Genomic DNA, 14802 nt, shown 5'->3' on the forward strand with positions numbered 1-14802 from the left:
CCCGCAGCACCGGCGCCGGCAGCACCGGCGCCCGCAACTCCCACCGCACCACCGCCGACCGCCGGCCCGCTCACCGCCGCGCAGGTCGAGACCATCCGCGCCGGCTACGCCTTCGCCGGCCCCGCGCTCGAAATGGGGGCCCTGGTCAACGGCGACGCCCGCCCCGACGTGCCCGTGCGCATCCCGCTGGCGATGACCAACCGGCACGGCCTCGTGGCCGGCGCCACCGGCACGGGCAAGACGAAGACCCTGCAGGTGCTCGCCGAGCAGCTCTCCGCGCACGGGGTGTCCGTGTTCGCCGCCGATATCAAGGGCGACCTGTCCGGCATCGCCACCCCAGGCACCCCGAGCGAGAAACTGCTGTCCCGCACCAGGGGCATCGGCCAGGACTGGTCCGGCGTGGCGTCGCCCACCGAGTACTTCTCGCTCGGAGGGGTCGGCCGCGGCATCCCGGTGCGCGCCACGGTCGCCGGCTTCGGCCCGCTGTTGCTGAGCAAGGTGCTCGGCCTGAACGACACCCAGGAGTCCAGCCTCGGCCTCGTCTTCCACTACGCGGACCAGGCCGGCCTGCCCCTGCTCGACCTGACCGACCTGCGGGCCGTGCTCGGCTTCCTGATCAGCGACGCCGGCAAGGGCGAGCTCACCGGCCTCGGCGGGTTGTCCCCGGCCACCGTGGGCGTCATCCTGCGCGAACTGATCACCTTCGCCGACCAGGGCGCCGACGTCTTCTTCGGCGAGCCGGAGATCGACACCATGGAGTTCCTCCGCACCACGGCCGACGGCCGGGGCATGATCAGCCTGCTCGAGGTGCCCGGCGTCGCCGACAAGCCGGCCCTGTTCTCCACCTTCCTGATGTGGCTGCTGGCCGACCTGTTCAACGACCTGCCGGAGGTGGGCGACCTCGACAAGCCCAAGCTCGTCTTCTTCTTCGACGAGGCGCACCTCCTGTTCAAGGACGCGTCGAAGGACTTCCTCGCCTCGATCACCCAGACCGTCCGGCTGATCCGCTCCAAGGGGGTCGGCATCTTCTTCGTCACGCAGACCCCGAAGGACGTGCCGAGCGACGTGCTCGCGCAGCTCGGCTCCCGGGTGCAGCACCAGCTGCGGGCGTTCACCCCGGATGACGCCAAGGCCCTCCGGGCGACGGTCTCCACCTACCCGAACTCGGGTTATGACCTCGAAGAGGTGCTCACCGGTCTCGGCACCGGCGAGGCCATCGTCACGGTGATGAACGAGAAGGGCGCCCCCAGCCCCGTCGCCTGGACCCGCCTCCGCGCGCCGCAGGGCTCGATGTCGCCCACCCCGCCCGAGCAGATCGACGCCACCGTCGCCGCGTCCCCCCTGCTGGCGACGTACGGCGCCGCGATCGACCGCGACTCGGCGCGCGAGATTCTGGCGACGAAACTGGAGGCCGCCAACCGGCTCGTGCTGGCCGAGCAGACCGCCCTCGACCAGGCGAAGGCCGCCGCCGAGCAGGAGAAGCAGGAGGATGCCGCCGCCGCGCAGCAGGCGAAGGCGCAGAAGAAGGCGCAGGCCGAGTACGACCGCCTGATGAAGCAGACTCAGGGTTCGCCCCGCAGCCGCACGAGTTCGCGCCCACAGAAAAGCGTGCTCGAACAGGTGCTCGGGTCATCCGTCACCAAGTCGATCCTGACCGGGGTCGTCAGCGGCATCTTCGGCACTCGCCGCCGCCGCTGACCGCGGCCGCCGGCCTCAGCCGGCGTGGTTGGTGATGCGCCGCTCGAACCAGTAGAGCAATTCGGGGCGCACGCGATTCAGGTCCTGCAGGGTCATCGGCTCCGGCACGCGCACGACGGGCGCGTCGAGCATGTCGACCACGGTCTCCATCGCGCCGCGGGAGTAGAACTGGCCGCGCATCCGGATCAGCAGGCGGCCGTCGGTTCCGGTGAGGAAGAGTTGCGGATGCGTGTCCAGCGCGCCGCTCTGGTACAGGTCGAGCAGCACGACGCTGCCGATCTCATCCTTGGAGAAATCGGAGACGCCGCCGAGGAAACCGCGTTCGGAGATGCCTTCCCTGTCCACCCAGATGACGGTGCGGTAGAAGGCGATGGCCGCGACCAGGCAGAGCGCGAGGACGACGAGTTCGCCCAGGACCACCGGCTGCCACGAATTCGTGGGGATGGTCAGCCAGAACAGCACGGCCGACAACGGTGCGATCAGGGCGAGGACGGAGAGGCCGGTGTGCAACAGAAGCCGGCCGTGGGGTCGCAAAGCGTGCGCCCGAGTGCGCAACCCTCCGCTTAAACTCACCCGTGGTTCCCCCTTGCCGGTGTAGTCAGATTATCCCGGAATTCACCGTCGTGTGCCAGCCACCGTTCCGGGGGGTTCGGTGGGGAATCCGCCTGTGCCGCCGGTGCAGGAACGAGGCACGGGGCCCCCGTCTGGAGCCGCGCCTCTTCTTCTGTGCCCTGCCCAGGCGCCAGGAACCGTAGAGTGAGCAGGTGAATTCCCGGACGACGCCACGCCCCGCCGCGCAGACGCCACGGTTCCGGGCGCATCCGGCCCAGGTCGTGGCCGCCGCCTTCGCGACGACGATCCTGGTCGGCACGGGCCTGCTGATGCTTCCGATCGCCACCCCCGGCCCGGGCGGGGCGTCAGTGCTCGACGCGATGTTCACGGCGACCTCGGCGGTCTGCGTGACCGGGCTGATCGTCGTCGACACCGCCACCCAGTGGTCGGCCTTCGGCCAGGTCGTCATCCTGCTGCTGATCCAGGTCGGCGGCCTCGGCATCATGACCTTCGCGTCGGTGATCGGGCTCGCGGTCATGCGCAAGCTCTCGCTGCGTTCCAGGATCACGGCAGCCGCGGAGGCGAAGAGCGTGGGCCTCGACGACGTCAAGGGACTCGTCCTCGGCGTCGTGCGGATGAGCCTGGTGATCGAGGCGTGCGTCGCGCTCCTGCTCAGCCTCCGCTTCCTTCTCGGCTACGGCGAGCCGCTCGGCCGCGCAGTCTGGCTCGGGGTCTTCCATTCCGTCTCCTCGTTCAACAACGCGGGGTTCGCCCTGTTCAGCGACAACCTCATCTCCTTCGCGACGGATCCGTTCATCTGCCTGCCGATCGCCGCCGCCGTGATCCTCGGCGGCCTGGGCTTCCCGGTGATCGTGCAGCTGCGGCGGCACGTCCGCACGCCCCGCCTGTGGAACATGAACACCCGTCTGGTGCTGGCCGGCACCCTGATCCTGCTGGTTGGCGGCACCGTGTACCTCACGGCCGTGGAGTGGTCCAACCCGGCGACCCTCGGGCCGCTCGACTGGCCGGACAAGCTCCTGGTCGGCTTCTTCCAGTCCGTGCAGGCGCGCACGGCCGGCTTCAACAGTGTCGACACCGGAGCGATGGACTCGGCCAGCCTGCTCGGCACCGACATCCTGATGCTGATCGGCGGCGGCCCCGCCGGAACCGCCGGTGGTATCAAGATCACCACGTTCGGCGTGCTGTTCTTCATCCTCCTCGCCGAGGTGCGCGGCGACACCGCGGTCAACGTGTTCGGCAAGCGGCTCTCCCGGGCCGTGCACCGTCAGGCGATCACGATCGTGCTGCTCGCCGTCGCGGTGGTCATCGCGTCGACGGCGGCGCTGATGGTGATGACGGAGATCAGCATGGACAAGCTCCTGTTCGAGGTGATCTCGGCCTTCGGCACCGTCGGCCTGTCCACGGGCATCACCGCCGGGCTGCCGGTGCCGGGCCAGATCATCCTGATGCTGCTGATGTTCATCGGCCGGCTGGGGCCGGTCACCTTCGCCTCGGCGCTCGCCCTCCGCGAACGCCCCGCCACCTACGAGCTACCGAAAGAGAGGCCGATCATTGGCTAGGTTCAACCTGTTCGGGTCTCACGACCCCGCCCGCATCGCCGAAGCCGAGTCCGTCGTCGTGATCGGGCTCGGCCGCTTCGGCAGCGCGCTGGCCCTCGAGCTGATGGAGAGCGGCACCGAGGTGCTCGGCATCGACGGCGATGAGGACATCGTGCAGGCGCACAACGGGCTGCTCACCCATGTCGTGCGCGCAGACTCGACCAAAGAGGAAACCCTCCGGCAGCTGTCGGTGAGCGAGTTCAGCAGCGCCGTGGTCGCGATCGGCGGCGACATCCAGGCGAACATCCTCACCGCGTCGCTGCTGCTCAAGCTCGGCATCCCCAACATCTGGGCGAAGGCCGTGAGCGACCCGCACGGCGAGATCCTGCAGCAGCTGGGGGTCAGCCACGTCATCTACCCCGAGAAGGACATGGGCAAGCGGGTTGCCCACCTGGTGCGCGGCGTGATGCAGGACTACATCGAGATCGGCGAGAACTTCGCCGTCGTGAAGACGACCCCGCCGCGGGAGATCATCGGCGTTCCGCTCGGCAAGGCCCGCATCCGGTCCAACCACGGGGTCACCGTCACCGCGTTCAACCGGGACGGGGTGTGGAGCTACACGACCCTGGAGACCGTGATCGCGGCGACCGACATCATCCTGATCGCGGGGGAGTCCAAACGGGTCGAGGCGTTCAGCCGGCTGATCTGACCTCTGCCCGGCGCCCCGTGCTGCGGGTAGGCTCGGCCCAATGAGTGAAGCAGCAGCCCGGTTCGTGATGGACGCCGAGCCGGGAACCCGGGTCGTCGTGCGCAAGCGCATCGAGGGCGGGGTGACGGATGCCGTCGGTTACCTGCGCTCCTGCGATGCGACCGAGTGCGTGGTCGAGACCAAACGCGGGCTCGTCGCGATCGCACTCGCGGACATCGTCGCAGCGAAAGAGGTGCCGCCGCCGCCCGCGCCGCGCCCGCGCCGCCGGTGATTGAGCTTGCCCGGTGATTGAGCCGGCCCGGTGATTGAGCCGGCCCGGTGATTGAGCCTGTCGAAATCACGGCGCGGGGGTCTCGACAAGCTCGACCGCCGGTGATTGAGCCTGTCGAAATCACGGCGCGGGGGTCTCGACAAGCTCGACCACCGGGTCTGCTCGACCACCGGGTCTCGACCACCGGTGATTGAGCCTGTCGAAATCACGGCGCGGGGGTCTCGACAAGCTCGACCACCGGTGCCGCTCGACCACCGGGGCTCGACCAACGGGGCTCGACCACCGGGGGAGGGACTGTCATTGGCGGAGAATGGGGGATTCGAACCCCCGAGGGCTCTCACCCAACACGCTTTCCAAGCGTGCGCCATAGGCCACTAGGCGAATTCTCCTGGCCGGCCGTATCCGTGAGGAACGGCCAAGAAAGAATCTTACCTGTTTCCGGCGTCCGCTGTCACACCGGGCCGGGATCGGCCGCATTGTGCCTCTTCGCCGACGGGTTTGGGGGGCACGGGTCTTTCCGCCTAAACTGGCAGTCGGCTCCTCGCGTGGCGCCATCTCGGCCAACTCCCCCAGGACGGAAACGTAGCAAGGGTAACCGGGCTCTGGTGGGTGCGCGAGGAGTCTTCTTTGTGCATTCCTCCGGCCGCCGGGCCCGGTCTCCCGCGGCGAGGCCACCGCCATGCCGTTAGCCATGCCGTTAGCCATGATAACGATTCCGCAATTTCTCCTAGGATGGGAGAGCGCAGATAACGCCCCGACAGTGCCTGGAGGCACCCATGGTTGAATCGTCCGGTAAATCCTTCCTCTGGCCCCATCGCCAGACGCAACCGCTGAGCGCAGACGCCCTCGCCAGCGTCGACGCCTGGTGGCGGGCAGCGAATTACCTGTCGGTCGGGCAGATTTACCTGCTGGACAACCCCTTATTGCGTGAACCCCTTACTCGTGACCACATTAAACCGCGCCTGCTGGGCCACTGGGGGACGACCCCGGGGCTGAACTTCCTCTACGCCCACCTGAACCGGGCCATCCAGGAACGCGCCATCAGCACCCTCTATGTCACCGGCCCCGGCCACGGCGGCCCCGGCATGGTCGCCAACGCCTACCTCGACGGCACCTACAGCGAGATCTACTCGGGCATCGAGAAGTCCGAACGCGGCGTGAAGGCCCTGTTCCGCCAGTTCTCCTTCCCGGGCGGCATTCCCAGCCACGCCTCGCCCGAAACCCCCGGCTCCATCCACGAGGGCGGCGAGCTCGGCTACGCGCTCAGCCACGCCTACGGTGCGGCCTTCGACAACCCCGACCTGCTGGTCGCGGCCGTCGTCGGCGACGGCGAGGCCGAGACCGGCCCGCTCGCCACCAGCTGGCACTCGAACAAGTTCGTCGACCCGCTCGTCGACGGCGTCGTGCTGCCGATCCTGCACTTGAACGGCTACAAGATCGCCAACCCCACCGTGCTCGCCCGCATCCCGGAGGAGGAGCTCCTCGACCTGATGCGCGGCTACGGCCACAATCCCCACATCGTCTCCGGCGGGTTCAACGAGGAAGACCCCCTCCTGGTCCACCGGCGGATGGCCGAGACGCTCGACGAGGTGCTCAACGAGATCGCCGACATCAAGGCCCGCGCCCTCGCCGGCGACACCGAGCGCCCGCGCTGGCCGATGATCATCCTGCGCACCCCGAAGGGCTGGACCTGCCCGACCACGATCGACGGCGTGCAGGTCGTCGACTCCTGGCGTTCGCACCAGGTTCCGCTGAGCAACGCCCGCGACACGCTGGAGCACACCCAGTTGCTGGGCGGCTGGCTCGCCTCCTACAGGCCGGAGGAACTCTTCGACGAGGCCGGCGCCCCGGTCGCGAAGATCACCGCCCTCGCGCCGGTCGGCGACCTGCGGATGAGCGCCAACCCGGTCTCCAACGGCGGCCTGCTCCGCAAGGACCTGCGGCTGCCGAACTTCCGCGACTACGCCGTCGACGTGCCGTCGCCCGGCGCGACCACCGACGAGGCCACCAAGGTGCTCGGCACCTGGCTGGCCGACGTCATCCGCGACAACCCCGACAACTTCCGCATCTTCGGGCCGGACGAAACGGCATCCAACCGGCTCGCGCCCGCCGTGTTCTCGGCCACGGAGAAGACCTGGAACGGCGAGTACCACCCGGGCGACACCAACCTCGACCGGGCCGGCCGGATCATGGAGATGCTCAGCGAGCACCAGTGCCAGGGCTGGCTCGAGGGCTACCTGCTCACCGGCCGCCACGGGCTGTTCAACTGCTACGAGGCGTTCATCCACATCGTCGACTCGATGTTCAACCAGCACGCCAAGTGGCTCAAGGTGACCCGCGAGATCCCGTGGCGCCGCTCGATCTCCAGCCTGAACTACCTGCTGTCCTCGCACGTCTGGCGCCAGGACCACAACGGCTTCTCCCACCAGGACCCGGGCTTCATCGACCACGTCGTCAACAAGAGCGCGGATGTCGTGCGCGTCTACCTGCCGTTCGACGCCAACACGCTGCTCTCCATCTACGACCACTGCCTGCGCAGCGTCGACTACGTGAACGTCGTCGTCGCCGGCAAGCAGCCCGCGCCGAACTGGCTGACCATGGACCAGGCCGTCGCGCACTGCGAGCGGGGCCTGGGCATCTTCGACTGGGCCGGCACCGAGGTCGCCGGCACCGAACCGGATGTCGTGCTCGCCGCCGCCGGTGAGGTGCCGACCCTGGAGATCCTGGCCGCGGCCGCGATCCTGCGGGACGCGATGCCGGGGCTCAAGGTGCGCGTGGTCAACGTCGTCGATCTGATGCGACTGCAGTCCGAGGCCGACCACCCGCACGGGCTCAGCGACGCCGAGTTCGACGCGTTCTTCACCGCCGACAAGCCGATCGTGTTCGCGTACCACGGGTACCCGTGGCTGATCCACCGCCTGACCTACAAGCGTCACGGCCACGCCAACCTGCACGCCCGCGGGTACAAGGAAGAGGGCACCACCACGACCCCGTTCGACATGGTCATGCTCAACGACCTCGACCGGTACCACCTGGTGATGGACGTCATCGACCGGGTTCCCGGCCTCGGCGCCCGCGCCGGCCTCCTCCGCCAGGAGATGCAGGATGCCCGGCTGCGGGCCCGGGCCTACACCCGTGACCACGGGGAGGACATCCCCGAGGTCACCGACTGGGTGTGGGACGCGACGGGTGCCGGAGCGGGCGTCACCAATGCGATCGCCACGGGCGGGGACAACGAATAATGGCCGACAGCATCTACATCGCCTCGGCCGAGGGAAACACCGGCAAGTCGACGATCGCCCTGGGCGTGCTCGACACGCTGCTCCGTTCGGTCGAACGCGTCGGCGTGTTCCGGCCCGTCGCCCGCTCGGTGCACCACCCCGACTACGTGCTTGAACTCCTGCTCGCGCACCTGTCGACCGGGTCCGCGAAGACGACGACGCCGCTGAGCTACGAGGAGTGCGTCGGCGTGAGTTACGACGACGTGCACCAGGACCCGGAGGTGGCACTCGGCCGGATCGTGGCGCGTTACAAGGCCGTCGAGGCCCAGTGCGACGCGGTCGTCGTGGTCGGCAGCGACTACACGGATGTCGGCAGCCCCACCGAGCTCGCCTTCAACCTCCGCGTCGCCGCGAACCTCGGCGTGCCGGTGCTGCTGGTGCTCGGCGGCCGCGTCGGTCCCGGCCAGAGCGAGACCTTCGGCCGGAGCGACCGGCTCGGCCAGAGCGACCCACGCACGCCGGAAGACATCCGTCAGCTCACCGACGTCACCCTCGCGGAGCTGCGCGACGAACACGTGTCCCTGCTCGGCGTGATCGTCAACCGGGCGGACCCGAACCGGCTGGGCGAACTGATAGGCGCGGTGCGCGGCGTGATCGACGCCCCGGGCAGCCAGCTGGCCTCCGTGCCGGTCTGGGCGGTGCCGGAAGACCCGTACATCGTGGCCCCGAGCATGAAGAGCATCCTCAAGGCCACCAGCGGCACCCTGATCAAGGGTGACCCGGCACTGTTGTCGCGCGAGGCCCTCGGCGTGGTCGTCGCGGCCATGTCGATGGTCAACGTGCTGCCCCGGCTGCTGGAGGGCGCTGTCGTCGTGGTTCCGAGCGACCGGCCGGATGTGCTGCTCGCCGTGCTGATGGCGAACTCCTCCGCAACCTTCCCGTCGATCGCGGGCATCGTGCTCGTGGGCGGGTTCGCCCTGCCGGACGAGATCGAGCGTCTCGTCGAGGGACTCGCCCCGTCGGTGCCGATCATCCGCACCGAGCTGGGCTCCTACGAGGCCGCGCTGCGGATCACGCACACTCCGGGCAGGATGGCCGCGGACTCGCAGCGCAAGCACGACACCGCCCTGGCCCTCTTCGAAGGCAACATCGACGCATCCGTGCTCCTTGACCGGCTGCGGGTGAGCCGCGCCGACGTGGTGACGCCGCTCATGTTCGAGTACGCCCTGCTCGAGCGGGCCAGGCGGGACCAGAAGAGGATCGTCATGCCCGAGGGCGACGACGACCGCATCCTCCGGGCCGCCGCTACCCTGCTGGCCCGGGACGTGGCCGAGATCGTCATCCTGGGCGAGGAGTTCGAGGTGCGCTCGCGCGCGATCGGCCTGGGCCTCGACATCTCCCGGGCCCAGGTGATCAGCCCGTTCGACGACGTGCTGCGCTCCAGGTTTGCGGAGGAATACGCGAGGCTGAGGGCGCACAAGGGCGTCACCATCGACCAGGCGATGGATGTCGTCACCGACGTGTCCTACTTCGGCACGATGATGGTGCAGCTCGGCCTCGCCGACGGAATGGTCTCCGGCGCCACCCACACCACGGCGCACACCATCCGGCCGAGCTTCGAGATCATCAAGACCCGGCCGGACACCTCGGTCGTGTCGAGCGTGTTCCTGATGGCGCTCGCCGACAAGGTGCTCGTCTACGGCGACTGCGCGGTCAACCCCGACCCCTCCGCGGAGCAGCTGGCCGACATCGCGATCTCGGCCTCCGAGACGGCCGTGGAGTTCGGCATCGAGCCGCGCATCGCCATGCTCTCCTATTCCACGGGGGAGTCGGGCAAGGGAAAGGATGTCGACAAGGTGCGGGCAGCGACCGCGCTCGTGCGCGAACGCCGCCCCGACCTGCTCATCGAAGGTCCGATCCAGTACGACGCGGCAGCGGATGCCGACGTCGCCGCCGCGAAGATGCCCGGCTCCGCCGTGGCCGGCCGCGCGACGGTGTTCATCTTCCCCGACCTGAACACCGGCAACAACACCTACAAGGCCGTGCAGCGCAGTGCCGGCGCCCTGGCGATCGGCCCCGTCCTGCAGGGCCTTCGCAAACCCATCAATGATCTTTCCCGAGGAGCACTTGTGCAGGACATCGTCAACACCGTAGCCATCACCGCGATCCAGGCGGCGACCCTGTCCGCCGTGGCCGCAGCCGCCTCGCAGACCGCGGCGGTGTCCGCATGAGCGCCGTCCTGGTCATCAACTCCGGTTCGTCGTCGTTCAAGTACCAGCTGATCGACATGGACACCGAGACCGAACTCGCCACGGGACTGGTCGAGCGCATCGGCGAGGCGACCGGGCACGCCCGGCACGCCGCCGCCGGTTCGGCGCGCGTCGAGCAGACCCTGCCGATCCCGGACCACACCGCCGGTTTTGCCGTGATGCTCGCCGCGTTCGCCGTGAACGGCCCGCGGCTCACCGACGCCAACCTCGTGGCCGTCGGCCACCGGGTGGTGCAGGGCGGCAGCATCTTCCAGGGCCCGACCGTGATCGACGACGAGGTCCTGGCGCAGATCAGCGACCTGTCCGACCTCGCGCCGCTGCACAACCCGGCGCACGTGCAGGGGATCATCGCGGCGCGGGAGAGTTTTCCCGAGGTGCCCCACGTGGCCGTGTTCGACACCTCGTTCCACCAGACCCTGGCGCCGGCCGCCTACACCTACGCCATCAACACGGCGCTCGCGGCCGAGCACAGCATCCGTCGCTACGGGTTCCACGGCAGCTCGCACAAGTTCGTCTCCGAGGCGGCCGCGGCATTCCTCGACCGCCCGCTGGCCGAGCTGAAGACGATCGTGCTGCACCTCGGAAACGGGGCGTCGGTCTGCGCGGTCGACGGCGGCCGCTCGATCGACACCTCGATGGGGCTCACCCCGTTGCAGGGGCTCGTGATGGGCACCCGCTCCGGCGACATCGACCCGGCGGTGCTGTTCCACCTGCACCGCAAGGCCGGAATGTCGATCGACGAGCTCGACACCCTGCTCAACAAGCAGAGCGGCATGCTCGGACTGACCGGCAACGGCGACATGCGCGATGTGGAGGATGCCGCCGTGGCGGGCGACGAGGTCGCCCAGGCCGCCCTCGACGTGTACTACCACCGCATCCGCGGCTACGTGGGCAACTACATCGCCCAGCTCGGCGGCCTCGACGTGATCGTCTTCACGGCCGGCGTCGGCGAGAACTCCGGCATCGTGCGGGCCGGCGCGCTCGCCGGCCTCGAGTTCCTCGGCATCGAACTCGACCCCGCGCGGAACGACCCGTTCGCGCGCGAGGCGCGGGTGATCTCGACGGATGCCTCGAAGGTCACCGTGGTCGTGATCCCGACGAACGAGGAGTTGGAGATCGCCCGCCAGACCCTCGCGACGATCAACGGCAGCGTCTCCCCGACGTAGCGCTTCGTCACGCGAGCGGCCGTCCCCGGGTTCCGGGGTGGTCGCTCGCGTGTGCGGGGTGCTGCTTCTCGCCCCCGCCGAGAGCCGCGGAGGAGCGCCGGGGTGCCGCGGAGACGCGCCGGGGTGGAGTTTTTCGCGACACGCGGCATCCGTTGCCCGGGTGATCGGCGTGTCGCAAGAATCTCCATCCCGAACGGCGGGCCGCGCCCGGTCGGGCAGGTCAGAGCGGGTCGTCGGCGCGCAGAATGACCCGGCCGAAGCGGCGCGCCTGCTCCCGTTTGGCGTCGTCGACGACGCGTTTGATGCTGAGGAACGTCGTCTCCCAGTCGTACATGACCTGGTCGTGGGTGAGCCGGAGCGCCCGGCGGCCCAGACCCTCCGTCTTGAGGTCGCGGTCGCGGTCGGCGTGGAACCGGTCGGGTCCGTGCCACTTCTCGCCGTCGGTCTCCAGGGCGACGCAGTCCTCGACGAGGAGATCCTCGTCGCCGACGCCCGCGACCTGCACCTGGGCGACCACGGTGTAACCGGCGTGCCGGAGCCGTCGCCGCACGATCGTCTCCATGCCGGACCCGGCCGTGAATTCCAGCTCACGGATGCCCCGCTCGAGCCGCGCGGGCGCCCGCGCGCAGACCCGCCGCACCTCGTCGACCGTGAGCAGTCGCTCGTGCACCGCGGACTCGAGGCAGGCGATCGCGTTCTCCTCGTCGAGGCAACGAATGGCCTGGTACACGGCCTCCATCGGGGAAACCAGCCAGGACCGCTCCCGCGGATCGGGGAACCGGGGGAGCGCCCAGTGATAGTGGATCGGGCGTCCGTTCCGGTCGGAGGACGGCCGATCGCCGTGGGCGTGCGGCGGAAGCTGAAGGTGGAGCGAGCGGTCGAGTCCGGCCCAGACCCCGGCCCGGCGGAGGGCGCTGAGGCAGGTGATCCGGCAACGGGCCGCAGTCGCGGTTCGCTGGTCAGGGTCGGCGTGCGCGCAGACGTAGACGCCGCGCATCGCGCGGGTCACAGCCCCGTCGGCGAGAGCGCCGCGAACGGCGCCGGGGGAGACGCCGTGGAGCCGGAGCTCGGCCGTCGTGGCGACGTGGCCGAGCGAACAGATGACGGATGCCGCGCTACGCATCCGCCCATGGTCCCCCGGACGCCGCCGCCCTGGGCCCGCGGTGAGCGAAGCGGGGCGCGCTCGCGTCCCGAGCGCGCTGTGGGGGGATGGCGAGTGGGGCATCCGGAGTGGCGGAATGGCGGGGATGGAGTTTTTGGCGACACGCGGCATCCGTCGCCCGCGGAAGCGGCGTGTCGCGAGAATCTCCATCCCGCGCGGAGAACACGGTGCGCGCGGCCGCGCCGTCCGGCCCGGCAGAGCCGCCGGGCGGCAGCCGGTGGCGACGGATGCCGCGCCCGCGCCGTCCACAGCCCGGGGCGGAGTGTCAGTGGCGCCGACTACGATTGACCCGTGGTTACCGCCCTGTATCGCCGCTACCGGCCAGAGACCTTTGCCGAGATGATCGGCCAGTCCCAGGTGACCGAACCCTTGATGACTGCGCTGCGCACGAATCGGGTGAATCACGCCTACCTGTTCAGCGGGCCCCGGGGCTGCGGCAAGACGACGTCCGCCCGCATCCTCGCCCGCTGCCTGAACTGCGCCGAGGGCCCGACCGACACCCCGTGCGGCGTCTGCCCGAGTTGCGTCGAGCTGTCCCGCGACGGCGGCGGCTCGCTCGACGTGGTCGAGATCGACGCGGCCAGCCACAACGGCGTCGACGACGCCAGGGACATCCGTGAGCGCGCCATCTTCGCGCCGGCCCGCGACCGCTACAAGATCTTCATCCTCGACGAGGCGCACATGGTCACGCCGCAGGGCTTCAACGCCCTGCTCAAGATCGTCGAAGAACCGCCGGAACACGTCAAGTTCATCTTCGCGACGACCGAGCCCGAAAAGGTGATCGGCACCATCCGTTCGCGCACGCACCACTACCCGTTCCGGCTGGTGCCGCCCGGGCCGATGCTCGAATACGTGCAGGCCCTCTGTGAGAGCGAGACCATGACGGTCGCGCCGGGGGTGCTGCCGCTCGTCGTCCGCGCCGGCGGCGGTTCGCCCCGCGACACCCTGTCCCTGCTCGACCAGCTGATGGCCGGCTCCGACGGGCACTCCGTGGAATACGAGCGCGCGGTCGCGCTGCTCGGCTACACCAACGCCTCCCTGCTCGATGAGTCCATCGACGCGATCGCCGCGCGCGACCCGTCCGCCGCGTTCGACGCGGTCGACCGGGTCATCCAGACCGGGCAGGACCCGCGGCGTTTCGTCGAAGACCTGCTCGAACGCATGCGCGACCTGATCATCGTCGCCGCGACCTCCGCCGCGGGCGCGGCTGCCGTGCTCCGCGGCGTACCGCAGGACGAGCTCGACCGGATGGCCGCGCAGGCCGCGAAGTTCGGCCCGGCGGAGCTGTCCCGCACCGCCGACATCCTCAACGCAGCCCTGACCGAGATGACCGGCGCCACCTCGCCGCGCCTGCACCTCGAACTGATGATCGCCCGGGTGCTCATCCCCGCGAGCGACGACTCCACCCGCGGCGCGCTCGCCCGGGTCGAACGGCTCGAACGCCGGATCGGCGTCGACGGGGGCGCCGGGGTCGGTTCCGGTGTCGGTGTCGGTGTCGGTTCCGGAGTCGGTTCCGGTGTCGGCTCGGCGCGCTCGGCCGGCCGGGCGACGGATGCCGCGCCCGCCGCGGCAGCAGCGCCCGCCCCGACGACACCGGCGGCTTCGGCAACCCCGGCGGCGTCTCCGTCGGCGGCTCGCGCTTCCTCGGGTCCCGCCGCGACCCCGGTCGGCACCACGTCGGGCTCGGGCACCACGTCGGGCTCGGGCACCACGTCGGCCTCGAGTACCACGTCGGGCTCAAGCGCCGCGAGTGCCTCGGGTGCGCCCGCGACTACGCCGGCGCAGGGTGCCGTCCCGGCGGCCCAGGTGGCGGCATCCGTCACCGTGCGCCCGGTCGGACCGGTCACCTTCCAGCAGGTGAAGGATGCCTGGCCCGAGGTGCTCGAGGCCGTTCAGGCCGCGAAGACCAGCGCCTGGCTGGTGCTCTACACGGCCAGGGCCCTCGAACTGCGCGACGGCGACCTGCTCGTGTTGTCGTTCCCGAGCCAGAAAGACGTCGAAGGGCTCAAACAGCAGGCCGCGCCGGGCCAGGGTGTCGGCGACTTCCTCAAGCGCGCGATCAATGACGTGCTCGGCTTCACGCCCCGCCTCACCGCGCGGGTCGACCGCCCGGGCGGCCCCGACGGACACGGCGGCGGCGGCGCCCCGTCGGCCCCGTGGCCCCCCGCTGGCCCGTCGGAGTCCGCCCGCACCG

At 69.9% G+C, this 14802-nt stretch carries 10 protein-coding genes, 1 tRNA gene and 1 other RNA gene; 9 read left to right on the forward strand and 3 right to left on the reverse strand.

Features of this window, described 5'->3' with window-relative positions:
- A partial coding sequence (locus E3T48_RS00475; protein ID WP_134521934.1) for a helicase HerA-like domain-containing protein occupies positions 1-1698 on the forward strand: 1698 nt, incomplete at its 5' end.
- A gap of 15 nt (positions 1699-1713) precedes the next feature.
- Here the strand turns inward: E3T48_RS00475 and E3T48_RS00480 are convergent.
- The gene (locus tag E3T48_RS00480) at positions 1714-2271 is read right to left on the reverse strand and encodes a hypothetical protein (RefSeq protein ID WP_134521935.1); all 558 of its coding nucleotides are present in this window, start codon (positions 2269-2271) and stop codon (positions 1714-1716) included.
- Positions 2272-2462: 191 nt separating this feature from the next.
- Here E3T48_RS00480 and E3T48_RS00485 point away from each other — a divergent pair, with 191 nt between their 5' ends.
- The 3 genes from E3T48_RS00485 to E3T48_RS00495 are packed head-to-tail and all read left to right on the forward strand — an operon-like array spanning position 2463 to position 4789.
- On the forward strand, positions 2463-3830 hold the full coding sequence (locus E3T48_RS00485) for a TrkH family potassium uptake protein (RefSeq protein ID WP_241986476.1): 1368 nt from the start codon (positions 2463-2465) through the stop codon (positions 3828-3830).
- A complete protein-coding gene (locus tag E3T48_RS00490) occupies positions 3823-4518 on the forward strand; it encodes a potassium channel family protein (protein WP_198417594.1) in 696 nt (231 codons plus the stop codon). The genes E3T48_RS00485 and E3T48_RS00490 overlap by 8 nt, the downstream gene beginning before the upstream one ends.
- A 40-nt stretch (positions 4519-4558) precedes the next feature.
- On the forward strand, positions 4559-4789 hold the full coding sequence (locus E3T48_RS00495; protein ID WP_174844112.1) for a putative acetyltransferase: 231 nt from the start codon (positions 4559-4561) through the stop codon (positions 4787-4789).
- Positions 4790-5090: 301 nt separating this feature from the next.
- Here the strand turns inward: E3T48_RS00495 and E3T48_RS00500 are convergent.
- Positions 5091-5178 (reverse strand) — tRNA-Ser (locus E3T48_RS00500).
- Between the two features lie 143 nt (positions 5179-5321).
- Between E3T48_RS00500 and ffs the strand changes: the two genes are divergently transcribed.
- The 4 genes from ffs (at position 5322) to E3T48_RS00520 (ending at position 11446) form a co-directional block, all read left to right on the forward strand.
- Positions 5322-5418, forward strand: an RNA gene (gene ffs, locus E3T48_RS00505) — signal recognition particle sRNA small type.
- A 147-nt stretch (positions 5419-5565) separates the two neighbouring features.
- Positions 5566-8031 (forward strand): phosphoketolase family protein, encoded by a 2466-nt coding sequence (locus tag E3T48_RS00510; RefSeq protein ID WP_134521936.1) that lies wholly within the window; start codon positions 5566-5568, stop codon positions 8029-8031.
- On the forward strand, positions 8031-10241 hold the full coding sequence (gene pta / locus E3T48_RS00515; RefSeq protein ID WP_134521937.1) for a phosphate acetyltransferase: 2211 nt from the start codon (positions 8031-8033) through the stop codon (positions 10239-10241). The genes E3T48_RS00510 and pta overlap by 1 nt, the downstream gene beginning before the upstream one ends.
- A complete protein-coding gene (locus E3T48_RS00520) occupies positions 10238-11446 on the forward strand; it encodes an acetate/propionate family kinase (protein ID WP_134521938.1) in 1209 nt (402 codons plus the stop codon). The genes pta and E3T48_RS00520 overlap by 4 nt, the downstream gene beginning before the upstream one ends.
- Positions 11447-11666: 220 nt before the next feature.
- Here the strand turns inward: E3T48_RS00520 and E3T48_RS00525 are convergent, their stop codons facing one another.
- Positions 11667-12569: a hypothetical protein gene (locus E3T48_RS00525; RefSeq protein WP_134521939.1), complete on the reverse strand. Its 903-nt coding sequence runs from the start codon at positions 12567-12569 to the stop codon at positions 11667-11669.
- 330 nt (positions 12570-12899) lie between these two features.
- Between E3T48_RS00525 and E3T48_RS00530 the strand changes: the two genes are divergently transcribed.
- The coding region (locus E3T48_RS00530) for a DNA polymerase III subunit gamma and tau (protein WP_134521940.1) at positions 12900-14802 on the forward strand (1903 nt) is incomplete at its 3' end.

The organism is Cryobacterium fucosi, from assembly GCF_004403515.1.
GTDB lineage: Bacteria > Actinomycetota > Actinomycetes > Actinomycetales > Microbacteriaceae > Cryobacterium > Cryobacterium fucosi.